The following is a 23,821-nucleotide window of genomic DNA, read 5'->3' as shown; positions in this document are numbered from 1 at the left end:
AGCCCCCTTGTGAGGCACCGGCCCTGGACGTCTCAGCCGAGCAGCGAGGCGACGATGGCTGGCCAATCCGTGGTGGGCGGCAGGCGGCCCTCGGCGTGCTCGGGACGGCCACCGCCACGACCTCCGGCAGCCTCGGCGGCGCGCTTGAGGAAGGCACCGCACCCGAAGCTGGAGCCCGTGCCTCGGGTGATCAGCACCGATAGCCCCTCGGGGGTACGGCCCGCGAGCAACACCACGGCTTCGGGCCGGCTGGTGAGGCGGGTGGCGACGGAGCGCAGGTACTCGGGCGTAGCGCCGTCGAGCACGGCCACCACGCGCTTGTCCGGAGATTGCTCCAACTGGGCAGCGAGCTCGGCGGCGGTGGACTCAGCGAGCTTTGCCCGGGCAGCGCCGAGCGCCTCACGGACCTCGGTCAGGTCTCGTCGCAGCTTGTCCACGGAGGCGGGCACATCCATCGGCCCGCATGTGAAGGTCCTGCCGAGCGAGCGCAGGATGCCGGCCTCCTCCCACAGCTCGCTCCGGGCGCGGCGGCCCGCGGAGAAGCTGACGCGGCCCTTGCCCTTGTAGCGCTCCACGCCGAGCACTCGGATCATCCCTACCTGTGCCGAGCGCGTGCAGTGGGTGCCTCCACAAGGCGACACGTCGAACTCGCCGATCTGCACCACGCGGATGTTGTCCGTCACCTTGGGGGCTCGGCGCAGCGGAAGGGCGGCCAGCTCTTCGGGCGTGGGGAAGAAGGCGCGGATGATGATGTCGTCGTCGATGATGGAGTTGACCAGGTCCTCAGCCTCGGCGACGCGGCGCTCGTCGAGCACGTCGAGGTCCACGTCGATGGTGCACAGCGTCTCGCCCAGGCGCGAGGACACGGTGTGGGCATTGGCCACGTCCACCAGTGCGCGCGAGAGCATGTGCTGGCCAGTGTGCAGGGCCATGTGCACGCGGCGGCGGATGCGGTCGATCTCCCCAGACAGCTCGGCGCCGACATCGGGGAGCCCTGTGTCCTCGGGCAGCTCCAGCACATGGTGGACGACGCCTGCGTCATCTACCTGCACATCGCGGATGGCCCTGCCGCCGAGCACGCCCCGGTCGGCCATCTGGCCACCGGCCTCGGGATAGAAGGCGGTGCGGTCGAGCACGACGGAAGGGGAGCCGTTCCACGTGCCATGCGCGAGGACGCGTCCGGTGAACCGGAAGAGGAAGGGATCGCTGAAGTAGAGGCGCTCGGAGGGGGTCATGGCTTTGGGAGGGATAACACGCCGCGCGCGCCCCGGAGGACGGGAATGCTTGCCTGGCTGAAGGCTTACTTGGGCCCGTAGCGCGTCTTGAGCTCGGCCATGGACAGGCCGCTCCAGCGGGAGAGCAGCTCCACGACGTCCTTGGCGTGCAGGAAGTGGAGCGTGTCCCCGGAGAACACGGAGAGAAAGACGCCGCCGCAGTGGGGGAGCTTCGCGCCGCTCGACTCGAGGTAGTCCACGAGGCGCGGCAGCGTGTTGTCGAGGAGGAAGGAGCGGACGTTCTCGGCGGGGAGGACGAGCTCGTAGCTGGTAGCGCCCGAGAGCTCATCGCCCTCTTGGGCACGGGTTCGCGCGATGGCCTGGTTGGCGTCCAGGGCGGGAGCGCGGTCGAAGGCGAGGCGAAGCAGTTCGTCGGCGGCGGCGTCCATGCGTGGGCTCTCCTGCCTGGATTCCCACCATGCCGCTCCTGGAAGTGCAAGCTCCCTCTGTTCACCCGGCACCTATGGGCAGGACGACAGGGATGGGTTTCATTCCCATGGTGAACACACCATGAGAGCCCTCAGATGTGTTCTTGGCGTGCTGGCGCTGGTTTTGGGAGGACCCGTCCAGGCGAGCCTCAACCCGTCCGCATGGGGAGTGAGCGCGATGGAGAAGGTGCGGCCGAACACCGCACCGGGGTCCAGCCCGCGCGTGCAGCTATTCGCCGCGCGCAACGAGTTCGTCTCCTTCCAGGTGGGGCTATACGGTGGCGAGACGGGGTGGAGTGGGGTGAGGGCGAGCCTGCCCGCGTTGGAAGGCCCCAGCCGCATCGAGGGGAAGAACCTCGTGCTCTACCGGGAGACCCTGCTGTCCATCACCAAGCCGACCACGCCGTACACGGAGGTGGGGGAGTGGCCGGACGGGTTGGTTCCGGACGTTGACGAGACGGTGGGCGAGCACCGCCAGGCCTTCCCGATGGACGTGCCCGCGCGGGAGTCGCGGGCGCTCTGGGTGGACGTGCTCGTCCCCATGGACGCGCCCCCGGGTGAGTACCACGGCACGGTCGAGGTGGTGGGGGGCGGTTATTTCGCGCGGGTGGACGTGTCCCTCACCGTGGTGGACTGGGTGATGCCGAGCACGCCGTCGCTGCGAACGAACTTCCTCGTGTGGACGCCCGCCGTGTGCCAGGCCTTCACTGGCCAGCGGGAGTGCGCGCGAGAGGACCTGTTGCGGCTGCTGTCATACCTGCAGAAGTTGGGGCTCGAGCACCGCCTCACGTTCACCAGCCGCTTCGAGCCCCACAACGTGCTGGACTGGTCCTCCTTCGACGCTGGGTGGGCGCCGTTCCTCGCGGGGACGGAGCCGCTGCGTCTGCCCGGAGCTCGGATGACGGGAGTGCTGTACTCGGGGCCGCTCACACCCGAGAGCCTCTCGGACTTCAGTGCCCAGGCGGGAGCGCGCGGCTGGCTGCCACTCACCTTCAACTTCGTGGGGGACGAGCCTCCCTGGGGCCTCACCTTCGAAGAGGCGCGCGCCCACGCCACGCTGTCGAAGCAGACAGCACCGGAAATGCGCACGATGGTCACCATCACCTCGCTCACCGAGCTCGAGTGGCAGCAGATGACCGACATCATCGACATCGCGGCGGTGATGGTGAACTTCCTCTACAAACCGCACACCCCGCGGTCGCTGTCCGCGGAGGATCGGCTCGCGAGGAGCGAGGCGTTCCTTCGTCTGCCGAACCGGGAGCTGTGGCTGTACCAGAGCTGCATGTCCCACGGCTGCGGCGGACCCACGCCGGAGAACCTGCCGGGGCAGGGCTGGCCCTCGTACATGGTGGACCGTCCGGCCGCGAAGGCTCGTGGGATGCAATGGGTGGCCTTCCTGGAGGGCGCGACGGGCGAGCACTACTACGAGGTGGCGATGAAGCTCTCCACCGCGTGGACGGACCAGAACGCCTTCGGAGGCAATGGAGATGGGACGCTCATCTATCCTGGGACGGTGCCCATGGTCGGAGGGACCACGGAGGTGCCGCTGCCCTCCATGCGGCTCAAGCTCATCCGCCAGGGCATCCAGGACTACGAGTGGCTGAAGCTCGTGAGCGACAAGGGAGATCGAGCGTTCGCGATGGAGGTGGCGCGTGAGGTTGTCCCCGCCCCCTGGCGCGTGCCGGACAGGGGCGAGGCTTTCGAGCAAGCCCGTGTGCGCCTCATCCACCGCTATCTGACGCTCATCGGCGCGGAGATTCCCCCGTCCATGGAGGCATTCCTCCGCGACATTCCTGCTCCGCCTCCCCGCGACGTGATTGATCCCGTACGGCAGGCTCAGTGAGGAGCGCTGGACGGCCGGCCGCCCGGTCCACGGGGGAGCGGGGCAGGGCCGGCAGTGCGGCGCTCGCGTGGTTAGGCTCGTCGCATGGGTGACATGGAACTCGTGGAGGCCTTGCGGCGGCAGGGCATCTCCGACAAGCGGGTGCTCGAGGTGATTCATGAGCTGGACCGGGCGACGTTCGTCCCGGAGTCGATGCGGAGCGCAGCTGGACAGGACTCGCCCCTGCCCATTGGGTATGGGCAGACGATCAGCCAACCGTTCATCGTGGCCTTCATGACGCAGGCGCTGAACCTCCAGCCCGGGGAGCGGGTGCTGGAGATTGGAACGGGCTCGGGCTACCAGACGGCCGTGCTCGCGCGGCTATGCGGTGAGGTGTACACGGTGGAGAGCGTCGCCGAGCTGGCCCTGCCGGCCCGCGAGCGGCTGGGGCAGCTGGGCTTCAACAACATCCACTTCCGAGTAGGCGATGGCACGGCTGGCTGGCCGGAGGACGCGCCCTTCGACGCCATCATGGGTACCGCGGCGCCGGAGCGGTTGCCTCCGGCGCTCTACCAGCAGTTGCGGCCAGGCGGGCGCCTGGTACTGCCGGTAGGCCCGCTACACGGCTCCCAGGAGCTGATTCGGGTCACCCGGCCGTCGGCTGGAGGAGAGAGGCCCCGGGTGGAGAAGCTACTGGGCGTGCGCTTCGTCCCGATGATCAGCGCGCCGCCGCCCGCCTTCCTGCACTGACAACACCTGAGCTCCCTCTCCCTCTGGGAGAGGGTTGGGGTGAGGGTCATCGGGATTTCACAAGGGTGCATTGCCCGGGTGGAGCGGGGCCGCTAACCTCCCGGTCATGATCATCTGCCCCGTGTGCGAGCACCAGCAGGCTCAGGGCACCGAGTGTGAAGTCTGTGGGAAGAAGCTGTTCACGACGGCCCCGGTGGCGGTGGCGGTGGCGCGGCTGCCGGAGCTGGAGCAGACGCAGCTGGCGGGAGGCCGTGCGCCGGTGCAGACCGCGGCGATTCCCGACCTGGAGCTGACGGCCCAGCAGCCAGTGCAGAACGTCGCCGTGCAGCCGGTGCCGGAGCTGGACACGGGGCGCGCGGCGGCGGCGGGCAACGTCATGGTGGCCCCCATGCAGGAAATGGATACGGGGCGAGCCATCTCGGACGGAACGAGGACGGCAGTGCCCTCGGGTCCGGTCGTCTGCCGGTACTGTCGCAACGTGCAGGACATCGGGAACGTGTGCGACCGCTGCGGCATGCGGCTGCCCAAGGTGCGCCTGACGCAGCCCGAGGCGTCGGCTGCCAGCGGGCGGGTGCAGGCGGGTGCGCGGACGACGTGCCCGAAGTGCCACACCCCAGGTTACGCGGGCCGGGCCTGTGTCACCTGCAGCACCGTGATTCCGGCGGCGGAGTGAGAACCATGGCCACGTCTGCCTTTCATGCCGGGTATGCCTGTAGCGAGGGGTGCGGCTTCCGGGCCTCGTTGCTGGAGGTCGTCTATCGCTGCCCGAAGTGCGAGGGTTTGCTGGAGGTGGCGCACGACGTGGAGGCGCTGCGCTCGGTGCCGGCGGAGGAGTGGAAGCGGCGCTTCGAGCAGCGCTTCGGGGCGTCGCGGCTGCCATACGCCTCGGGGGTATGGGGCAAGCACGAGTGGGTGTACCCGCAGCTTTCGGCGGAGGACATCGTCTCGCTGGGCGAGGGGCGGGTGCCGCTCAAGGCGTTGCCGCGGATGGCGGCGGAGCTGGGGCTGGAGAGCCTGGACTTGAAGGAGTGCGGCGTCTCGCCGACGGGCAGCTTCAAGGACTGGGGCATGACGGTCCTGGTGTCGGCGGTGAAGCACATGCGGGCGAGGGGCGTGCCCATCCGGGCGGTGGCCTGCGCGTCGACGGGGGACACCTCGGCGGCGTTGGCGGCCTACTGCGCGGCGGCGGGGATTCCCTCGGTGGTGTTCCTGCCGAAGGACAAGGTGTCGTTGTCGCAACTGGTGCAGCCGGTGGCGAACGGGGCGCGGGTGCTGTCGCTGGACACGGACTTCGACGGCTGCATGCGGCTGGTGCAGCAGGTGACGAAGGACGCGGGCCTGTACCTGGCCAACTCGATGAACTCGCTGCGCATCGAGGGGCAGAAGGTGGTGGCCATCGAGCTGTGCCAGGACCTGGGCTGGGAGCCGCCGGACTGGGTGGTGATCCCCGGGGGCAACCTGGGCAACGCGAGCGCGCTGGGCAAGGGCTTCGAGCTGATGCTCGCGCTGGGGCTCATCTCCAAGCGGCCGCGAATCGCGGTGGCGCAGGCGCAGCGGGCCAACCCGCTGATGCGGTCCTTCCGAGGGGGCTTCGCGGAGCTGGTGCCGATGAAGGCCGAGCGGACGCTGGCCTCGGCGATCCAGATTGGCGCCCCGGTGTCGTTCCGGCGAGCGGTGAAGATGTTGAAGGCGTTCGACGGGGTGGTGGAGGAGGCGACGGAGTCGGAGCTGGCGAACGCGGCGGCGCGGGCGGACCGGGAGGGCACGTTCGCGTGTCCGCACACGGGAGTGGCGCTGGCGGCGCTGGAGAAGCTGGTGGCGCAGGGAGTGATCGCGCGAGGAGCGCGGGTGGCGGTGGTGTCCACGGCGCACGGGTTGAAGTTCCCGGACTTCAAGGTGGGCTACCACCGGCGAGCGCTGGAGGACGTGACGAGCCGCTACGCCAACCCTCCTGTGGATCTCCCCGCGGACCTGGACGCGATCCGCGGCGCGTTGTCGGACCTGTAACCCCCTCATCCAATCTCGCCCCCAATTCCTCCCCCAACTTCCCCTCTCCCACTGGGAGAGGGTCGGGGTGAGGGTATCTGCCCCCCGGGTTGTGCTCGTGGGCGCTGCCGCTCAGTGTGCCACTGCCTTCGCGCGCAGCTCGGCCTCGCGGCGGTACACCTCGGCCATGCCCACCCGGAGGAACACGGCGAGATCCAACTTGGGGTAGGTCGCCAGCACGCGCTGCACGGCCTCGGCCACCGCCTCGTCGCGCACCGGCAGCGTGGGCTCGGCGGCGCGTACCAGCTCGATCACCTTCTCCAGGTACGCCCGCTGCTGCGACAGCAGCTCGGGACCTGCGGACGGCCCGCGCCCCGGGTGCACATGACGGGGGTTCAGCCGGGCGAGCTCATCCAGCCGCTGGAGCCACTCGTGCTGGAGTCCCAGCTCCAGCCACGCGTGGGTGCCGTTGGCCACCAGGTCCCCCGTGAACAGGTGTCCCTCCCACTCGACGACCACCTGCGCATCGCTGCACCCCGGCCCCATCACGTGCGCTTTCAGCTTCAGCCCCGCGGCCTCCAGCACCGTCGTCTCGGCGCCAAACGCCTCCGGCCGCGGCTCCGCCTCCGGCCAGTCCGGCGCGTACCGGTCCTTGAACCAGCGCGTGCGCAGCTCGAACACCGCCGGAATGCGCTCGAGCACCTGCTGGGCCGTCACCACCCGGATGCCTCGCGCCTGGAACACGCTCGTCCCGTTGAACTTGTCCGGGTTGGGATGCAGCACCACCGCCAGCACCACCTTCTTCCCCGTCTCCCGCTCGGCCAGCTCCAGCACCTCGTGGGCCGCCGAGGGCAGGAACTGGGTGTCGATGACGACGAGCCCCTCCGGGCCTTCAATCCAATACGAGTGGGTGGAGAAGCCCCGGGGCTTGGAGGTGTAGACCCCCACGAGGGAGTCCTCCTTCAGCCGATGGACGGTGCCGTCATAGCGGCGCCCGGGCGATGCGGTGGGGGTGGTGGCACAGCCGGACAGGAAGACGAGCAACAGGCTCGCGAACAGTGAGGTGAGTTTCATGGCCGGAAGAGTGCCCCCATCCAGCTGTGGCGTCTTTCGTGGGTCGGACGAGTTTTTGTTCCAATCCGCCAATCGGGCTGAGGTTGCCGAAGAGCATCGCGTCGTAGCTGTTCTGGGGTTGTGGGTGTTGCTGTGCTAATTGCCTACAAAATCGGGCGAAGGGGTCTCGGCCGCGCGGCCTTGAGGGTCTACTCGACGTGGCTCCCCTGTTCCGCTAGCTTGCCGCGCCCGTGAACGCAGAAACGCAGCAGAATCTCCACGAGCAGCTCGAGCGCCTCCAAGAGGCGCTGTCCACGCGGCAGAGCACGCTTCTCTTCGCCCACTCGGGCGTTTCCTTCATCGTGGCCTTCATCCTCGGAGGCGCGACGGCGAAGCTCTTCTGGGACTCGACGAGGGCGCCGCACGTGGCGTGGCTGGGCCTGGCGGCGACGCTGGGATTGGTCATCTACGGGCTGATGCGCTACCGGCAGGGCCGCACGGTGCTGGCGGACGAGCTGGTCCGCTACGAGACCATGCTGGAGCTGCGCCACCGGCTGGGACTGGACGATCCCAAGGCGTTGCTGCCCCGGTGAGCCCGGCTCGCAAGCCCGCGCGCAGCGGGCGTCTCATTGTCCTCGAGGGCCTGGACGGGGCCGGTACCACCACGCAGGTGGAGCGGCTGGCGTCGGCGCTGCGGGCCGAGGGCCACCCCGTGCTCACCACGCGCGAGCCCTCGGACGGCCCGGTGGGCGTGCTCATCCGCCAGGCGCTGACGGGGCGGGTGGTGCTGCCTGGAGGCGCGGGGCCCCTGGCTCCGGAGACGCTGGCGCTGCTGTACGCGGCGGACCGGACGGATCACCTCCGGGCCCGGGTGCTGCCGGCGCTGGAGGCCGGGCAGGTGGTGCTGAGCGATCGCTCCGTCCTGTCCTCCCTGGCGTACCAGGGGGCGTCGCTGCCCATGGAGTGGGTGGAGTCCATCAACGCGCACGCGGTGCCGGCGGACCTGACGCTGTTCGTCGGGGTGTCCATCGAGGTGGCGGCGCGCAGGCGGGCGGCGCGGGGTGGGCCGGAGGAGCTCTTCGACGCGGTGGAGAAGCAGCGCCGCATCTCCCGGCAGTACGAGGCGGCCATCCAACTGCGGGGCAAGCGCGAGCGAGTGGTGCGCATCGACGGGGACCAGCCGGTGGAGGCCGTAACGGCCGAGTGCCTGGCCCAGGTGCACAAACTGCTCGGACGTAAGGCCGGCCGCGCTGCGGTGCGGTAGAGTCCCCGGCCGCATGGAGCCCACCGGCGCGGCGGCGGTCATCATCGGTAACGAGGTCCTCACGGCGAAGGTGGTGGATGCCAATGGCCCCCACCTCATCCAGCGCCTGCGCGAGGTGGGCATTCCCCTGCGCACGCTGGAGATCGTCCCCGACGAGGTAGACGTCATCGTGGAGGCGGTGGCGCGGGCGCGGCTGCGCGCGAAGTACGTCTTCACCAGTGGGGGCATTGGGCCCACGCACGATGATGTGACGGTGCGGGCGGTGGCGCTGGCCATGGGGCGCAAGGTGGTGCGGTTGCCGGAGATGGTGGCGCTCATCCAGGAGAAGGCGGCGGACAAGCTGACGGCCGAGGCGCTGCGGCTGGCGGACGCGCCCGAGGGCGCCGTGCTGATCCCCCAGCCGGGGAGCTGGTACCCGGTGCTGACGGTGGAAGACGTGTTCATGCTGCCTGGGGTGCCGCAGCTCTTCCGACTGCAGCTCGAGGCGGTGCTGGCGCGGCTGCGCGGCACGCCCATGCACCTGCGCATGCTGTTCCTGAACCAGGGTGAGAGCGCGGTGGCGGCGGTGTTGGACCGGGTGGCGCTGGACATGCCGCACGTGGCAATCGGCTCCTACCCGGTGTTCGACCGCTCGTTGGATTACGTGGTGAAGGTGACGGTGGAGAGCTTGGAGTCGGAGGCAGTGGAGGAGGCCATGGCCCGGTTGCAGGCGGGGCTACCCGCGGGCTCGGTGGTCCGTTCGGAATAGGTAGGGGAATGAACACTTCCCCAGGCGTGTGAAACCCATCACAGACAGGGTGGCCGGAGCGGCGCACTCTGGGTCTCAGACAAGCTGATGAGCCCGAAGTTTGGGTGACAGCTTCGTCAGAGGGGGAACGATGTCCGACACGTTACGTCAGCACGGGGGCGGGGCTGTTCAACCCACCCCCAGTGAATCTTCGGAAGCGGTACTCGCGGGCTACGAGCAACTGGCGGAGGCGTGGGCCCGGCAGGGCTTGCTGGTGCGCGCCATCGCCCTGTGCAAGGTCATCCTCCGGTTGGATCCGGCGCACGAGCCGGCGCGACGGCTGCTGGCGGAGCTCGATGCCCGGCGGGTGGAGCCCCACGCGCCCACGGGGCCTGCTGTGCCGAGGCCCCAGTACCAGGAGCCGGCCTCGGGGAAGGGCTCCTCCGGGAATGAGGTGGCACCCCGTGCTTCGCTGCTGTCGCGGCTGGGCAAGCGGGAGTTCATGTCGATGATGGAGACCCTGCAGCCGCGGATCTTCCAGCCGGGAGAGAGCATCGTCGAGGAGGGGCAGCCGGGCAGCTCCATGTTCGCCATCGTCGAGGGGAGCGTGGAGGTGGTGAGGACGCTGAAGTCGGGGCGGCGGCGCACGGTGGCCTTCATGGGCGAGGGCGACTTCTTCGGGGAGATGTCGCTGCTGGCCAGCACCCCTCGGTTCGCGACCGTCAGGGCCTTCGAGCGCACGGCGGTGTTGGAGCTGACGCGGGAGCAGCTGGAGCAGCTCCTCGAGCGGCATCCCTCGGTGGAGGAGGTGCTGCAGGGCTTCCACCGCGAGCGCCTGCTGGAGGATGTGCTGCGTGGCAACCTGCTCTTCCGCTCGCTCTCGACCGAGCAGCGGGAGGACCTGGCCCGGGACTTCCAGATCTGCACCCGGCCGGCGGGGACCGTCCTGCTCGAGCAGGGGAAGGAAGTGGACGCCCTCTACCTGTTGCTCAGGGGGCGGTGCCAGGTGTCGCACCGTCACCAGGACGGGAGCCATGTCCCTCTACGGACGCTGGGCGAGGGGGACATGTTCGGGGAGATCGCCCTGATGCTCGGCCTGCCGGCCACGGCGACCGTGTGCTCGGAGACCGACTGCATCCTGCTGCGGCTGGACTGGAAGAGCTGCGAGCAGCATCTCCTCTCCGATCCCGGGGTGTGTGAGGCGCTGTCTCGGTTGGGCAACGAGCGGCTGCTGAACAGCGCCGGGCTGTTCTGGGAGCCCTCGCCACCGCCGGGCGGGACCCCGCGGGCCTGAGCCCCTCCCCGTGACTGAGGGCTATGCGCCGGTGCCTGGCGGCGCGTCCAGGTTCACCGGCGGGGCGCCCCGCCGGAGCACGGAGTTGCGGTAGCCGTAGGCGAAGTAGAGGACGAGGCCGATGGCGAGCCAGATGCCAAAGCGTCCCCAGGCGTGAAGGGGCAGGCCCTGCATGACGAAGAGGCAGGCGCCAGCTCCCGCCAGGGACACCGGCCACACGAAGGGCACCTTGAAGGGTCGCGGGCGGTCCGGGTCCTTCAGGCGCAGCACGGGCACGCCCAGGCACACCAGCATGAAGGCGGACAGCGTGCCGATGTTGGTCAGATCGTAGGTGGCGGCGTCATCGGCCACCAGGGCGCCGAGCGCCACCAGCACACCGGTGGCGAGCGTGGTGACGTGAGGCGTGCGGTACTTGGGGTGGAGCTTCGCCGCCCAGGGGGGCAGCAGCCCATCGCGCGCCATGGCGTAGAAGATGCGCGGCTGGCCGTACTGGAAGACGAGCAGCACCGCCGCCATGGAGACGACCGCGCCCAGGGAGATGAGCCAGCTGAACTGCGTCAGCCCGGCCACCTCGAAGGCGTGGGCCAGCGGGTCCGAGGACTTGAGCTGCTGGTAGGGGATGAGCCCCGTCGCGACCGCTCCGACGATGATGTAGATGATCGTGCACACGGCCAGGCCGATGAGGATGCCGCGCGGCATGGTGCGCTGGGGATCCTTCGTCTCCTCGGCGGCGGTGGAGATGGCGTCGAAGCCGATGTAGGCGAAGAAGACGATGGCCGCCGCCTGGTGGATGCCGGTGAAGCCATTGGGGGCGAATGGCGTGTAGTTGGCCGGGTTGATGTGCAGGGCACCCACGCCGATGAAGACGGCGAGCACCAGCAGCTTCACCACCACCATGATGTTGTTGACCCGGGTGCTCTCCTTCACCCCGATGACCAGCAGCCAGGTGATGGCCATCACGATGAGGAAGGCCGGCAGGTTGACCAGCACGGGGATGCCCAGGACGCGCGGCGCGGTGTCCAGCAGGCCGCGGATGGCCGGGTCGGAGCTCGCGTGCACGTTGTAGTAGCCGTGCGTCAGCCAGTCCGGGATGTGCACCCAGGGGGAGATGAGCGAGTTGAAGTACCCCGCCCAGGCGATGGCCACCGCGATGTTGCCCACCGCGTACTCGAGGATGAGATCCCACCCGATGATCCACGCGATGAGCTCCCCGAGCGTCGCGTAGGAGTAGGCGTAGGCGCTGCCGGCCTGGGGGATCATCGAGGCCAGCTCGGCGTAGCAGAGCGCCGCCAGGGCGCACACCCCTCCGAGCAGCAGGAAGGACAGGACCAGGGCGGGACCGGCGCCATGGCGGACCACCTCTCCGGTGGGCAGGACCTCGCCGGCCGCCGCGGTGCCGAGCGTGGAGAAGATGCCGGCGCCAATGACCGCGCCGATGGAGAGCATGACGAGGTCGCCGGTGCCGAGCGCGCGCTTCAGGCCGCCAGAGGCCTCGGTATCATGGATGAGGTCGGCGATCTGCTTGCGTTGGAAGAGGGAACGCATGGGGAGAGGGCGATTAGCACGATCCCACCCGCCGGGTCTCCCCTTGTCCTTGCCGCGATGCGTTGGCTTCCCCGCCTGGAAGGGGAGAAAGGGCCTCCCGCGAGGCACTGTCAAGCCTCCGCTGAGCACTGGCGGGTGCTCATGGGACTTGTCCTCTGGCCAGGGTGCGGCTAACTCCGCGTTCCGCGAGACTTTCTGGAGGATGGGACATGCAGGTCGTCAGTGTGAAGAAGGCGCTGGATGGGTCGGTCGCGCCGGACACGAAGGTCGAGATTCGCGGCTGGGTGCGCACGCGCCGTGACTCGAAGGCGGGCATCAGCTTCGTCAACGTCACCGATGGGTCGACCTTCGATCCGATCCAGGTGGTCGCGCCCAATACGCTGCCCAACTACGAGAAGGAGGTGCTCCACCTGACCGCGGGCAGCTCGGTGGTGTGCCGGGGCACGCTCGTGAAGTCGCAGGGCAAGGGCCAGTCCTTCGAGGTGCAGGCCGAGGAGGTGAAGGTGCTCGGCTTCGTGGATGACCCGGACACGTACCCCATCCAGCCCAAGCAGCACACGCTGGAGTTCCTGCGCGAGGTGGCCCACCTGCGGCCGCGCACCAACACGTTCGGCGCCATCACCCGCGTGCGCCACACGGCGGCGCAGGCCATCCACCGCTTCTTCCACGAGGAGGGCTTCTTCTGGGTGAACACGCCGATCATCACCGCCAGCGACGCCGAGGGCGCCGGGCAGATGTTCCGCGTGTCCACGCTGGACGCGGTGAACCCGCCGCGCACGGACGCCGGGAAGATTGACTGGGGCAAGGACTTCTTCGGCAAGGAGGCCTACCTCACCGTTTCGGGCCAGCTCAACGTGGAGGCGTACTGCCTGGCGCTGTCGAAGGTGTACACGTTCGGGCCCACGTTCCGCGCGGAGAACTCGAACACCACCCGGCACCTGGCCGAGTTCTGGATGATCGAGCCGGAGATCGCCTTCGCGGACCTCAACGAGGACGCGAACCTGGCCGAGCGCTTCCTGAAGTACGTCTTCAAGGCGGTGCTGACCGAGTGCGGCCCGGACATGAAGTTCTTCGAGGAGCGCCAGCAGAAGGGCGTCATCGAGCGGATGGAGAAGTTCATCAACTCGAGCTTCGAGCGGATCGACTACACCGAGGCGGTTGAGATCCTGAAGAAGGCGAAGAAGAAGTTCGACTACGCGCCGGAGTGGGGGAACGACCTGCAGACGGAGCACGAGCGCTACCTGACGGAAGAGCACGTGGGCCGGCCGGTGGTGGTGATGAACTACCCGGAGAAGATCAAGGCGTTCTACATGCGCCTGAACGAGGACGGGAAGACGGTGGCGGCGATGGACGTGCTGGCGCCGGGAATCGGGGAGATCATCGGAGGGAGCCAGCGCGAGGAGCGGCTGGACATGCTGGACAAGCGCATGCAGCAGTTCGGCCTGAAGCCGGAGCACTACCAGTGGTATCGGGATCTGCGGCGGTACGGGACGGTGCCGCATGCGGGCTTCGGACTCGGGTTCGAGCGGTTGATCGTTTACATGTGCGGCCTGCAGAACATCCGCGACGCGATCCCGTACCCGCGAGTGCCGGGCTCGGCGCAGTTCTGAAGTCTCCTCCCTCACTCACACTCCTCCCTCTCCCCTCGGGAGAGGGTCGGGGTGAGGGTGCCCGTCCCCGTACTCTCACCAGGGGATAAGCCGTACCGTGGCCCGCGCGTTCACACGGCGGGCCGGCTGTAACCCCGGAGTCCACAAGCTCCGCTCCGCTGTCACCGGCATCCCAGATAGAAGCCACAGCCCCGAAAGCCCCGGCGTACCCCTTGCACAGGGGCGCACCGACCTTTCGGAGGCTGCATGAAGAACCCATCCACCCATCTCCCATCCCTGTCTTCACCCACTCGCCGCTGGCGTATGGCCACCTGGCTCACCGCGGCGCTGCTCGGCCCCACGCTGGGCTGTGGCGTGCCCGAGGAGTCCACTCCCGCTCCCGAGGGCGCACCGGACCTCGCCACGCAGTCGCAGCAGATCCGCGCAGAGCAATGGGGCGGCGTCGCGGAAGCCGTCTGGCGCTGGTACGGCGACCCGGAGGTTCTCCGCTCCAGCTATGCCAGCCCGGCCCTGTACTTCCTGGGGGGCGGCTCCATCTTCTGCTCGGCGTCGATGATCGGCCCCAACATGATGATGACGGCGGCCCATTGCGGCGAGACGCCGGAGATCACCGCCAGCTTCCTCACCTACGCGAGCAACTCGAGCGGTGCCGCTGCCAAGCGCTGGGAGGACTTCCGGTGCAAGTCGCTGGTGTCCACGTGGCACAGCTCGGACCTGGTCCTCTACTACTGCGAGCCCAACGCCCAGGGGCAGAGCCCGGGTGACAAGTACGGCTACTTCGACTTCGACACCCGCCCGCTCTCGGTGGGCACGCAGGTCTACAGCATCTGGGCCAACCCGCTCGACACACCCTCGTACGAGTACGACGTGCGCTTCTACTCGCGGGGCCAGGTGACCTCGACCACCAGCTACGGCACCTTCACCACCGATCCGGCCTTCGTGAAGATCAACCCGTCCACCGGGCTGCCCGACTACACGACGAGCTACCAGCGGCCCATCGCCATCAGCACGGACCTGTGGTCCAACGGGGGCGCGAGCGGCTCGGTGCAGATCCGCTCGGACTCGCACCGGCTCACCGTGGGCCCGCTGTCCACCGGCACCCCGGATGGCCGGGGCCGCAATGCCCTCTCCATCCAGCAGTACCTGCTTGATGGCACCGTGGACGCTCGCGATCCGAGCCATACCAACAGCACACAGATCACCGCACTGGGCCTCAACCCCGCGACCTACGGCGGGTTGCTGGACAAGGACCGGGATCAGCTCTTCGATCTCCAGACGGACATCGAGCAGCGGCGCGGCGAGAACCGGCGTGACTGGTACTGGCTGGGCTTCGACAGCAAGCGGCGCAACAAGCTCTGGTCTCCGGTTGCGGGCGTGTCGATCGACGCGGACAACCGTCAGGTGCGCCTCAACCACACCACCACCGGCTACACCACGATGCTCTCGCACCGGAAGCTCAACATCCCCGCGGGGGGCAGCTACCGCATCAGCGCGATGGTGTGGACGGCGTCCGCGGCGGTGGTGGATCCGCTCTACCTGGGCTTCAACAACGCGGGCAGCTGGTCGGGCAAGTGGGTGAACACGGCGGTGGGCGCCGGCTGGCAGATGCTCACCGTGCAGGTGAACGCCACGGTGGACAACCCGGAGCTGCTGATCGGCGTTTGGGACGTGGCGGACCTGTATCTCTCCTCCATCAGCGTGGTCCGCGAGGGCTCGGTGATGGACTTCGACACCTTCGACAAGCGGGAGAACTGGCGCAACGACATCACCGGCGCTCGCGCCCCAGTGGTGCCGCGCGGCACGGAAGAGACCGGAGGCCCGGACTGGGCCGTGCGCGTGGCGTATGACGCGTCGTCGCCCTCGGGCTGGCCGGTGCGCAATCGCCAGCTCGCCCTGGTGGGGGGCCAGCGCTACCGCGTGTGCTTCGACCACAAGACGGAGACGTCCTATCCACTGGGCGTCCTGCGCGTGGTGAGCAATGGCACCGAGATGGTCCGCGCCACCTTCTCCCCGAGCAGCACCTGGGGCACCACCTGCACCGGTACCTTCACCCCCGTGGGTGATGACAACAACCTGCAGCTCGGCACCTCCACCGCCTCCAGCGCCTACCTCGTCGACAACCTGCGCATCGAGCTGCAGTGAGTGGTGGGGAAGGGGAGCTGCCGCGAGCCTTACTGTGCGGCAGCTCCATCAGTCCGCAGCCCCCGAGCTTCCGGGCAATGGGGCGAGCTGAGGCTGGGGTGCGTCGAACACGCGCCAGGTGAACTGCTCACCGCCCGCCGAGTGATTGGGCACGTGGCAGTGGACGATGAAGTCTCCAGCGGCCGTGGGAAAGTCTCCTGCCCCAGCGTTGGTGAGGGTGCGGCCATTTCCCGGACTCAGGAACTGCGGGGCCTCGAAAGGCGAGCTGGGTGCCTGTTTCGCCCGCTGGCCTCGGCGCCACCCGTGCAGGTGGTGGATGTGGAACTCCGCGCTCCCCGCATGGACCAGGCGCAGCTTGATGCGCTCGCCCAGGTACGAGCGGAGCAGCAGCGGTGGCGCCACCAGCTTGGGGGGCGCGGGGCGTGCGTCGTCCTCTTCCTCGAGGGACTCCTCTCGCTCGAAGTAGGGCTGGCTGCGGTAGTTGAGGCCGAACGCACCGGGCCGGAAGGGTCCCGCCATTTCGTCCTGAACTGGCAGGAGCTCGCCGCGGGCGGAGCGCACGTCCGCCATCTCCGGTGGGCCCATGGCGTGGTACAGCAGCGCCATCTCCCGGAAGTCCTGGCCCGTGGGAACGTCGATGAGCGCCTCCCAGCCACTGCCGTTGGGGAGCGGCTCGCCCGTGGTGGCGCTGCGGTACACGGAGCCGGCCGGCTCCAGCAGCAGGGCGCCGAAGAGCCCGCGCACCTCTCGCTCGCCACCATCTCCCGAGTCATGCAGGAGGTAGGCGCCCTCTGCCTCCGGCGTCTCGGGTAGCGGGAGGACGTACGTGAGGCTCTGTCCGGGTGGAAGGGACGTGCCGGGGACGAAGCCTCCCTCCTGACCAGCTCCGCTTACGGTGGCTCGCAGGCCTTCGATGCGCAGGGCCGCGGGCCCCGTGGCCAGACGATTGGTGAACCGGAGCACGAGGCACTCACCGACATTGGCGCGCAGCACCAGCGGCTGGGGCACGTGCTCCCGCGCCTGGAGCACTGGCAACGCCTCCTCGACGATGTACATGAGCCCCTGGGGCACATGATCCCCGTGCGGGTTGAGTGGGATGTCCACGGAGGCGGCTGCCACGGCGTACGTCCTCACGCGTGCCCCGGGAGCACATGCTCCTTCTGCCTCCGTGAGGTCGGCCATGCCTGATGGAGGGCGCCGTCCATCTGACTCCCAGGAACAGGAGGCTCCCAGCATGACCAGCAGCGCGAGCGGTGACACGACGGCACGTGTGTTGGACGTGACGGGCCTGGAGCGGCGACGCAGCAGCAACAGCGCCAGGGGGAAGACAGGCACTTGGAGCACCAGCGCGTCCCGCACCCCTGCCCACGCGGCGTCTGCGAGCGAGCCACCTTCCGATTCCTCGGGACTGGCCGAAATATCTGGCGCCACCGCGGCGCAGAGGAATCGGCCCTCGCTGCCCACGTCCTGGGCCGTCGCGGAGACGGGCAGACCCTCGGATGCTTTCGGCGCTGAGGGCTGCGCGAGCTGACGCTGAAGAAGACCTCGGCCGGTGGCTACGGGCACCATCAGCAGGAGGAAGCACAAGGACAACGTGGCGGCTGACTCCAGCGTCGTCCTGCTCTGGTCCTTTCGCCGGGCGAGCAGGTGCGCACAGCCCAGTGCCACGCCCCATACGGGCAGCAGGAGCGCCGCGTCCCAGGCGAGCCGGGGGCCCAGCACTTCCACTCCTGGGCCGAAACCTCCCGAGAGAAGCTCCAGCAGGGCCAGCTCCCAACCGAGCAAGCCGAGCGTGAGGAGGACGGCGAGCACCCACCCTTTGCGTGCCATGCTCATTCCCCAGTCCGCAGGTTCACGAGATAGCTGACGAGATCCGCCATCTCTTGGAGTGACAGCGACTCGCCATACAGGGGCATGGTGCTGGTTTGAGCACAGGTCTCCTGTCCGGTGCATACCGGGGCGATGAAGGCGCCCGGGTTGAGCAGGGACTCATAGGCGTACTGCGCTGCGCTCATGCCCGAGACCCGAGTGGCGCCCACCCGGGAGAAGTTGCCCAGGGCGGGACCGAGGTGAGGGCCACCTGGCTCCGCGGGGTTGCCATGGCAGGTGGTGCAGGCCAGCCGGCCATGGAACAGGGACGAGCCCGCGGTGGCATTGCCCGGCGGAAGCTCTTCCACGCTCCGAGGCCAACTCGGAGGGCCCTCGTCGGGGCTCCGAGGACGCCGCGTGGAGAGCAGGGCGGCGCGCTCCGTGCCGCGCGTCCATTCCAGGCTCAGGACGGCGGAGGTAGGCGGTACGTCGAAGCCCAGCGTTACGGACAGCAGCTCCGAGGGCCGCACGGTGAACGCGGTGGTGCCTCCCATGGAGGGCCGCCATTCCTTGCCTGTTGCCTCGATGAGCCGCAGCTCTCCAGGGGTGAAGTCCCGCGGAACGCTCCGAGGGTTGAAGACGGTGAGCTCCACTGCGAGCCGGCGCTGTCCGGGAGCCGGTGCCCCGGGCAGGTTGGGCAGGGTCGCCGTGTCCCCATGGTCCGTTGGTTCGTGAAGCCAGACGGCCCGCTCCAATCGCACCCGGAGCCCGCTCAGCTCTGCGTCCCTTCGTGGCTGGATGGTCCAGGCTCGGATGGCGAGCACGCCTCCAGCGAGCATCGCCAGCAGCGCGAGAACACACGCCATCCACCTCATGCCGGTAGGGCTGCGCGGGCGGGCTCTCCTCTCCGAGGGTGGATGCATGATTGCCCCAGATGGCTACGGCTCGTCCGCGCCCGGTGCGGAGACAGGGACGGTGAGGTGGACGGTGCCGGCCTTCTCGAAGTGCAGGGTGAGGGGAAGACTCGTGGGCGAGGACTGGATGGCGTAGAGCATGAGGTGCTTGCCCCCCGGTGCCAGCTCGACGCGGCCCTTCGCCGGCACCACGAAGCCCTCGGGCCTTGGGTGCATTTGCAGCAGCTCTCCCTGGGCGATGACCTCGTGCATCTCCACCCTTCCGGCGGTGGCGGACTCGGCGGAGACGAGCCGATCCTCCCGCCCGGAGGTATTCACCAGCGTGAGATAGACGGCCCCGACGCGGGCCGGTGTCAGCCGCGCTCGAGCCTTCTCCACCCGGACCTCGGCCACGGGCGCTCCGTCTTCCGAGAGGAGACGCTCGACCTCCTGCTGCAACCGCTCGACGGGCACCGTGTAGGGCATGCGCGCGCGCAACGCGCCTGCCTTGTCGATGAGGAAGTACGCTCCGGTGTGATCAACGGTGTAGGGGAGGTCTCCGGTGAAAGGGTGCTCGCGATAGCGCGCGCTGTCTGGATAGCGGCGCGAGGCGGTGACGCGCCAGGCGGACATCACCGGAGCAAGGGCCTCTGTGTCCAGGCGCAGGCCAGTGAAGCGCGGGTTGAAGGCGTGCACGTATGTCTCGAGCTGCTGGGCACTGTCGCGCTCGGGGTCCACGGAGACGAAGACGACCTCCACGTTTCGCGCGGCCTCGCCTAGCCGGCCGTGGAGGCGCTGGAGCTGCGACAGGGTGGTGGGGCACACGTCCGGGCAGGCCGTGTAGCCGAAGGACAGCACCACCACCTTTCCCCGTTGCTCGCTCAGCCGGAACACTTCGCCCGAGGCCCGAGGCGCCTCCAGGGCTGGAGCGGGCTGGACGGGCACCACCGCGAAGTCCTCGCCCTTCTCCTTGCGGCAACCGGCCGCGAGCAGCACCACGGCCAGTGCTGGCAGCAGCCTCCGTGCCCATCCCATCGTCCTGTGGACTCTTCGTCCTCCCATCTCGCGCCCTCCCGCCGAGTAGCCAAGGGGCTGAGTTAAGCGGGCAGCGCCGCGGTGGCGAGGTGCCCTGGAGGACGACGCTCCTGTCGGATTCCGAGCGAAAGGGCTCAGCTGTACGTGTGTGAGTCCTCCTTGAGCGGGGCGGGACTCAGGGGGAGGCTGAAGCAGAACGTGGAGCCCTCGCCAGGATGACTCTCCACCCAGATGCGGCCGCCATGTGCCTCGATGATCTGCCGGCTCAGGTGCAGTCCCAGGTGCACCACGCCCGTATAGCCTGGGGCTCCTGGAGGCAGCGGCTCATAGAGGGGCTCGAAGACATGGGGCTGGCGCTCTGGTGGAATCCCCGGCCCTTGGTCATGTACCGAGACCACCGCCTCGCTGCCGACGCGCCGCGCCCGGAGCTCCACGGGCCCACCGGGAGGTGAGTAGCGCACGGCGTTCTCCAGCAGGTGCGCAACGACTTCTCCCAGCAACTGGCGCTCCGCATGGATGAACAGTGCCTCCATGGCGTCGACGTGGATCGGATTCTCCGTCGTCCGGGAGAACTTCTCCGCCTGTTCCCTCACCAGCGTGTGGAGCTCGAAGCGCTGGCGCTCCAGTTTCGGTGGCCCAGGGGCCATCCGCACGGCCGCGAAGAGGTGCTCCACCAGCCGGGAGATCCTCCGGCTGTTGCGCGCGATGGTGGTGAGCCCCTTCTGCTGGCGCGGCGTGAGCACCTCCAGGTTGAGCAGCAACTCCGCCCACGTCTGGATGGAGGTCACCGGCGTCTTCAGCTCATGGGCCGCCGCTGACATGAACTCCTCACGCAGCCGCAAAGCCGCGCGCAGCTCTTGGAACAGGCGGGCCTTCTCGATGGCCACGGCGAACAGCCGGCCCACCATGGTGTGGAACTCCAGCGCTCGCGAAGAGATGGGACGGGGCTCGCGAGTGAAGTAGGACATCACTCCGACCAGGCGCTCGTGGGAGTGCAGCGGAACCGCCACCATGCCGCGGTACCCTCCCTCTCGGGCCAGCCACCCGGAGCGCGTGGGCGCTCCTCCCGCCAGGGCGTCTTCGATCACCTGGATGCGCTCTTCCCGAGCAGCCTTCGCGGTGAGCAGGGGCGCCTGAAACGCGACGCGGCGCAGCCCTTCCTCCGCCGCCGCCGTCAGCCGATGGGAGGTGAGCAGCGACAACTCCTGGCGCTCCGGATCTGCCAGCCAGAGCCCAATGCCGTCGGCCCCCAGCGCATGGTGGCTCTGCTCGATGACCACGCGGGCGATTCGCTCCAGCTCCATCTCGCTGACGAGCGCCTGGCCAATGCGCGCCAGCGCCAGCTCTCGTTCGAGCAGCCACGCCAGCTCCTCCTCCTCGCGCCGGCGCCGGGTGATGTCGCGCACCACCACCTCCCCGAAGATGAGCTTCCCGGACACATCCCGTACTGGGGCACCGTGGACGCTGAGCAGGCGCTCCTGGCCGTCGGGCCCGTGCAGGAGCACCTCTACGTCGGTGAAGGTCTCTCCGGCCAGGGCTCGGTGGATGGGCAGCTCCTCTGGCGCCATCGGGTGGCCATCCGGATGCCGCAGATTCTGGAGCTGAAGGGCCATGGATGATGCGCCGCCCAGCTCAGCGCGATCCCCGAGCCCGAGCAGTCGGAGGCCCGCGGGGTTGGCGTCCGCCAACTGTCCGTCCGGGTTGGCGAGGAAGATGGCATCCGGCACGCTGGCGATGATGGCGGCGAGCTGCTGGGCCTGGTGCTCGGCCTGGGCGCGCAGGGTCTCCACCTCCACCTGGCGCTGGCTGAGGCGGGTCGCCATCTCATTGAAGGTGGTGCCGAGATCCTCCAGCTCATCCCCCGTGGAGATGTGGACGCGCCTGTGCATCTCTCCGCGGCCCAGGGCCTTCGAGGCGATCTGGAGTTGCCGCACCGGACGGGTGAAGAAGCGCGCCAGTACAGCCGCCAGCAGGATGCTCAACAGCAAGATGCCTCCAAACGCCACCAGCCTCGTGCGCGCCCGCTCGTAGAGCGGTGCCATGGCGAGGTCGTAGGGGATCGTCACTCCCACGGCCCACGGGTAGCGAGGGACCGGGACGAAGGCTCCCAGGCGCTCATCTCCCTGGAGGGGACTGGTGAACCGGGAGAGCCGCGAGGGCATGCCGCGCAGTGCGATCCGGAGGGGCTCGAAGTGGGCGTAGGCATTGCTCTGCTCAAAGGAGAGCTCGGGAAGGCCGGTGTGGAAGGCCAGCCGGCCGTTCTGATCGGCGAGGAAGAGGGCCTGCCCCGGTTGGAGCCGCGCGCCCACGTAACGTTGCTCTAGCAGGTCCGTCCGCAGCACCACGTTGAAGACGGCAATCGGCTTTCCATCTGGCCCGCGCACGGGCGTGCTCACGAGCAGTCCCGTGCGGATGGGACGCCGCAACTCGAGCACCTCGGAGATGACCGGAGCGTTGGTGGTCATCACCTTTTGAAAGTACGGACGATCGCCAATCCAGAGCCGGGGCTCGTCCGGGGAGGTGGGGTTGCTCCAGCCCCGGTTGATGCCGGTGGCATCGAAGACAGCGACGGAGTCATAGAGCGGACTCTGTGCAGCCAGCTCCTTCAAGTGTGAATCCAACTGCTGCGGGTCCAGGGTTCGTAGCAGCGGATCCTTGGACACAGCCCAGCCAAAGCTCATGGCGGCATCCAACGTCTCCGAGGCCTGTCCCGCGACAGCCTGGGCCGTCATGAATTGGACGTGGAGGATGTCCTCGCGCGTCCTGTGCAGGTCCGACAGCAGGTCCACGACCAGCAACCCCAGCACCGGCAGGAGCACGAGGACGAACGCGACCAGAAGCTTGGCGTGGATCCGCAACTGAAGCATGTCCGCACTGGTGCGATGGCATCCTTGGTGACGAGTTGTTTCTCACAGGGCCTGAGCAAGGTGGTTCTCCCCTCCGCCGCTGTCCACTCCCCCGGTACGATGGATGTGTTCCCTCGGAGAAAAGGGAATCGGACGGCGGACACGTCAGCCGTCCTGACTGCAAACTTTCGGGGAAGAGAGTGCTGCGCCGCTCCGAAGGAGCGATGGCATGCAGCAGGTGCGAAGAAATCCACAAGAGACAGTTGCCGGGCGCCCAGGTGTGGCAGTCGAGCGCCGCGGCAGTTCAGCTGGGCCCTTCTCGGCCTTAGTAGTGCCAGGGGAAGCGCTTGAAGTCCTTCTCGCGCTTCTCCAGGAAGGCATCGCGGCCCTCCTGGGCCTCCTCGGTGCCGTAGGCGAGCCGCGTCGCCTCGCCCGCGAAGAGCTGCTGGCCCACCATGCCGTCGTCGGGCAGGTTGAAGCCGTACTTCAGCATGCGCATCGCCGTGGGGCTCTTGGAGTTGATGAGGCGGGCCCACTCCAGAGCCACGTCCTCGAGTTGCTCGTGCGGCACCGACGCGTTCACCGCGCCCATGGCGGCGGCCTGGTCCGCCGTGTAGTCGAGACCCAGGAAGAAGATCTCCCGCGCCTTCTTCTGCCCCACCTGCCGTGCCAGCAGCGCCGAGCCGTAGCCGCTGTCGAAGCTCGCCACGTCCGGATCCGTCTGCTTGAACACCGCGTGCTCCTTGCTGGCCAGCGTCATGTCGCACACCACGTGCAGGCTGTGCCCGCCGCCCGCTGCCCATCCGGGCACCACGGCGATGACGATCTTCGGCATGAAGCGGATCAGCCGCTGCACCTCGAGGATGTGCAGCCGGCCCATGCGGCCCACGTCCGGCTTGTTGGCCGCGTCACCCTCGTACTTGTAGCCGTCCTTGCCACGGATGCGCTGGTCTCCACCCGAGCAGAACGCCCAGCCTCCGTCCTTCGGAGAGGGGCCGTTGCCGGTGATCAGCACGCAGCCCACGTCGGTGCTCATGCGCGCGTGGTCCAGCGCGGTGTACAGCTCGTCCACCGTCTTGGGCCGGAAGGCGTTGCGCACCTCGGGCCGGTTGAAGGCGATGCGCACCGTGCCGTGCTCCACGGCGCGGTGGTACGTGATGTCCTCGAACTTGAAGCCTTCCACCTCGCGCCAGCGCGCGGGATTGAAGATGGCGGAAACTTTCATTGTCATTACTCCTGGGAGGGGCGCGACCCTAGTGATGCCCGCCCCGAGCGTCAATCGAGCGCCGCGCCCTATGAGGAGCGCGCCTCCATCGGGCAATCAGTGGCGGCAGGGGGGATGA

General features: G+C 68.6%; 19 protein-coding genes. 10 read left to right on the top strand and 9 right to left on the bottom strand.

Features of this window, described 5'->3' with window-relative positions:
* Positions 1–32: 32 nt before the first annotated feature.
* Complete coding sequence (locus tag OV287_RS31165) at positions 33–1,235, bottom strand: alanyl-tRNA editing protein (protein WP_267537688.1); 1,203 nt, start codon at positions 1,233–1,235, stop codon at positions 33–35.
* 65 nt (positions 1,236–1,300) lie between these two features.
* Complete coding sequence (locus OV287_RS31160; RefSeq protein WP_267537687.1) at positions 1,301–1,663, bottom strand: STAUR_1299 family protein; 363 nt, start codon at positions 1,661–1,663, stop codon at positions 1,301–1,303.
* 121 nt (positions 1,664–1,784) lie between these two features.
* Between OV287_RS31160 and OV287_RS31155 the strand changes: the two genes are divergently transcribed.
* The 4 genes from OV287_RS31155 (at position 1,785) to thrC (ending at position 6,281) form a co-directional block, all read left to right on the top strand.
* Positions 1,785–3,545, top strand: coding sequence for a DUF4091 domain-containing protein (locus OV287_RS31155; protein ID WP_267537686.1), 1,761 nt, complete (start codon positions 1,785–1,787; stop codon positions 3,543–3,545).
* Positions 3,546–3,629: 84 nt separating this feature from the next.
* Positions 3,630–4,274, top strand: a complete 645-nt coding sequence (locus OV287_RS31150; RefSeq protein WP_267537685.1) for a protein-L-isoaspartate(D-aspartate) O-methyltransferase — start codon at positions 3,630–3,632, stop codon at positions 4,272–4,274.
* A gap of 106 nt (positions 4,275–4,380) precedes the next feature.
* Positions 4,381–4,947 (top strand): hypothetical protein, encoded by a 567-nt coding sequence (locus OV287_RS31145; protein WP_267537684.1) that lies wholly within the window; start codon positions 4,381–4,383, stop codon positions 4,945–4,947.
* A gap of 5 nt (positions 4,948–4,952) precedes the next feature.
* Positions 4,953–6,281, top strand: a complete 1,329-nt coding sequence (gene thrC, locus OV287_RS31140) for a threonine synthase (protein ID WP_267537683.1) — start codon at positions 4,953–4,955, stop codon at positions 6,279–6,281.
* Positions 6,282–6,392: 111 nt separating this feature from the next.
* Here thrC and OV287_RS31135 read toward each other — a convergent pair whose 3' ends face one another.
* Positions 6,393–7,334 carry an MBL fold metallo-hydrolase gene (locus tag OV287_RS31135; protein WP_267537682.1) on the bottom strand — a complete coding sequence of 314 codons (942 nt, stop codon included), beginning with the start codon at positions 7,332–7,334 and terminating at the stop codon, positions 6,393–6,395.
* A gap of 230 nt (positions 7,335–7,564) precedes the next feature.
* Between OV287_RS31135 and OV287_RS31130 the strand changes: the two genes are divergently transcribed.
* The 4 genes from OV287_RS31130 to OV287_RS31115 all read left to right on the top strand — a co-directional run bounded on the left by OV287_RS31130 (position 7,565) and on the right by OV287_RS31115 (position 10,598).
* The gene (locus tag OV287_RS31130; RefSeq protein ID WP_267537681.1) at positions 7,565–7,906 is read left to right on the top strand and encodes a hypothetical protein; all 342 of its coding nucleotides are present in this window, start codon (positions 7,565–7,567) and stop codon (positions 7,904–7,906) included.
* The gene (gene tmk, locus OV287_RS31125; RefSeq protein ID WP_267537680.1) at positions 7,903–8,577 is read left to right on the top strand and encodes a dTMP kinase; all 675 of its coding nucleotides are present in this window, start codon (positions 7,903–7,905) and stop codon (positions 8,575–8,577) included. The genes OV287_RS31130 and tmk overlap by 4 nt, the downstream gene beginning before the upstream one ends.
* Positions 8,578–8,590: 13 nt before the next feature.
* Positions 8,591–9,325 carry a competence/damage-inducible protein A gene (locus OV287_RS31120; RefSeq protein WP_267537679.1) on the top strand — a complete coding sequence of 245 codons (735 nt, stop codon included), beginning with the start codon at positions 8,591–8,593 and terminating at the stop codon, positions 9,323–9,325.
* 130 nt (positions 9,326–9,455) lie between these two features.
* A complete protein-coding gene (locus OV287_RS31115) occupies positions 9,456–10,598 on the top strand; it encodes a cyclic nucleotide-binding domain-containing protein (RefSeq protein ID WP_267537678.1) in 1,143 nt (380 codons plus the stop codon).
* Between the two features lie 21 nt (positions 10,599–10,619).
* On the opposite strand, the gene OV287_RS31110 is transcribed toward OV287_RS31115, so the two are convergent.
* Positions 10,620–12,143, bottom strand: coding sequence for an amino acid permease (locus OV287_RS31110; RefSeq protein ID WP_267537677.1), 1,524 nt, complete (start codon positions 12,141–12,143; stop codon positions 10,620–10,622).
* 209 nt (positions 12,144–12,352) lie between these two features.
* On the opposite strand from OV287_RS31110, the gene asnS reads away from it, so the two are divergent.
* Both asnS and OV287_RS31100 read left to right on the top strand, forming a co-directional pair.
* Complete coding sequence (gene asnS, locus OV287_RS31105; protein WP_267537676.1) at positions 12,353–13,753, top strand: asparagine--tRNA ligase; 1,401 nt, start codon at positions 12,353–12,355, stop codon at positions 13,751–13,753.
* 246 nt (positions 13,754–13,999) lie between these two features.
* Positions 14,000–15,895, top strand: a complete 1,896-nt coding sequence (locus OV287_RS31100; RefSeq protein WP_267537675.1) for a hypothetical protein — start codon at positions 14,000–14,002, stop codon at positions 15,893–15,895.
* A 48-nt stretch (positions 15,896–15,943) separates the two neighbouring features.
* Here the strand turns inward: OV287_RS31100 and OV287_RS31095 are convergent, their stop codons facing one another.
* From OV287_RS31095 to OV287_RS31075, 5 genes are all read right to left on the bottom strand, one after another.
* Entirely contained in the window at positions 15,944–17,725 is a 1,782-nt protein-coding gene (locus OV287_RS31095; protein WP_267537674.1) for a cupredoxin domain-containing protein, read from the bottom strand.
* A 2-nt stretch (positions 17,726–17,727) separates the two neighbouring features.
* Positions 17,728–18,570: a c-type cytochrome gene (locus OV287_RS31090; protein ID WP_267537673.1), complete on the bottom strand. Its 843-nt coding sequence runs from the start codon at positions 18,568–18,570 to the stop codon at positions 17,728–17,730.
* Between the two features lie 72 nt (positions 18,571–18,642).
* Positions 18,643–19,632 (bottom strand): SCO family protein, encoded by a 990-nt coding sequence (locus tag OV287_RS31085; protein WP_267537672.1) that lies wholly within the window; start codon positions 19,630–19,632, stop codon positions 18,643–18,645.
* A 134-nt stretch (positions 19,633–19,766) separates the two neighbouring features.
* Positions 19,767–22,499, bottom strand: a complete 2,733-nt coding sequence (locus tag OV287_RS31080) for an ATP-binding protein (protein ID WP_267537671.1) — start codon at positions 22,497–22,499, stop codon at positions 19,767–19,769.
* A 304-nt stretch (positions 22,500–22,803) separates the two neighbouring features.
* Positions 22,804–23,703 (bottom strand): 1,4-dihydroxy-2-naphthoyl-CoA synthase, encoded by a 900-nt coding sequence (locus OV287_RS31075; protein ID WP_267537670.1) that lies wholly within the window; start codon positions 23,701–23,703, stop codon positions 22,804–22,806.
* Positions 23,704–23,821: the final 118 nt, after the last annotated feature.

It is taken from the genome of Archangium lansingense (genome assembly GCF_026626635.1).
GTDB classification, from domain to species: domain Bacteria; phylum Myxococcota; class Myxococcia; order Myxococcales; family Myxococcaceae; genus Archangium; species Archangium lansingense.
This window is presented reverse-complemented; position numbering and strand designations above follow the sequence as displayed.

Coding starts and splice junctions, on each gene's coding strand:
- OV287_RS31165 (WP_267537688.1), bottom strand. CDS start 1,235: ATGACCCCCTCCGAGCGCCTCTACTTCAGCGATCCCTTCCTCTTCCGG.
- OV287_RS31160 (WP_267537687.1), bottom strand. CDS start 1,663: ATGGACGCCGCCGCCGACGAACTGCTTCGCCTCGCCTTCGACCGCGCT.
- OV287_RS31155 (WP_267537686.1), top strand. CDS start 1,785: ATGAGAGCCCTCAGATGTGTTCTTGGCGTGCTGGCGCTGGTTTTGGGA.
- OV287_RS31150 (WP_267537685.1), top strand. CDS start 3,630: ATGGGTGACATGGAACTCGTGGAGGCCTTGCGGCGGCAGGGCATCTCC.
- OV287_RS31145 (WP_267537684.1), top strand. CDS start 4,381: ATGATCATCTGCCCCGTGTGCGAGCACCAGCAGGCTCAGGGCACCGAG.
- thrC (WP_267537683.1), top strand. CDS start 4,953: ATGGCCACGTCTGCCTTTCATGCCGGGTATGCCTGTAGCGAGGGGTGC.
- OV287_RS31135 (WP_267537682.1), bottom strand. CDS start 7,334: ATGAAACTCACCTCACTGTTCGCGAGCCTGTTGCTCGTCTTCCTGTCC.
- OV287_RS31120 (WP_267537679.1), top strand. CDS start 8,591: ATGGAGCCCACCGGCGCGGCGGCGGTCATCATCGGTAACGAGGTCCTC.
- OV287_RS31115 (WP_267537678.1), top strand. CDS start 9,456: ATGTCCGACACGTTACGTCAGCACGGGGGCGGGGCTGTTCAACCCACC.
- OV287_RS31110 (WP_267537677.1), bottom strand. CDS start 12,143: ATGCGTTCCCTCTTCCAACGCAAGCAGATCGCCGACCTCATCCATGAT.
- asnS (WP_267537676.1), top strand. CDS start 12,353: ATGCAGGTCGTCAGTGTGAAGAAGGCGCTGGATGGGTCGGTCGCGCCG.
- OV287_RS31100 (WP_267537675.1), top strand. CDS start 14,000: ATGAAGAACCCATCCACCCATCTCCCATCCCTGTCTTCACCCACTCGC.
- OV287_RS31095 (WP_267537674.1), bottom strand. CDS start 17,725: ATGGCACGCAAAGGGTGGGTGCTCGCCGTCCTCCTCACGCTCGGCTTG.
- OV287_RS31090 (WP_267537673.1), bottom strand. CDS start 18,570: ATGGCGTGTGTTCTCGCGCTGCTGGCGATGCTCGCTGGAGGCGTGCTC.
- OV287_RS31085 (WP_267537672.1), bottom strand. CDS start 19,632: ATGGGATGGGCACGGAGGCTGCTGCCAGCACTGGCCGTGGTGCTGCTC.
- OV287_RS31080 (WP_267537671.1), bottom strand. CDS start 22,499: ATGCTTCAGTTGCGGATCCACGCCAAGCTTCTGGTCGCGTTCGTCCTC.
- OV287_RS31075 (WP_267537670.1), bottom strand. CDS start 23,703: ATGAAAGTTTCCGCCATCTTCAATCCCGCGCGCTGGCGCGAGGTGGAA.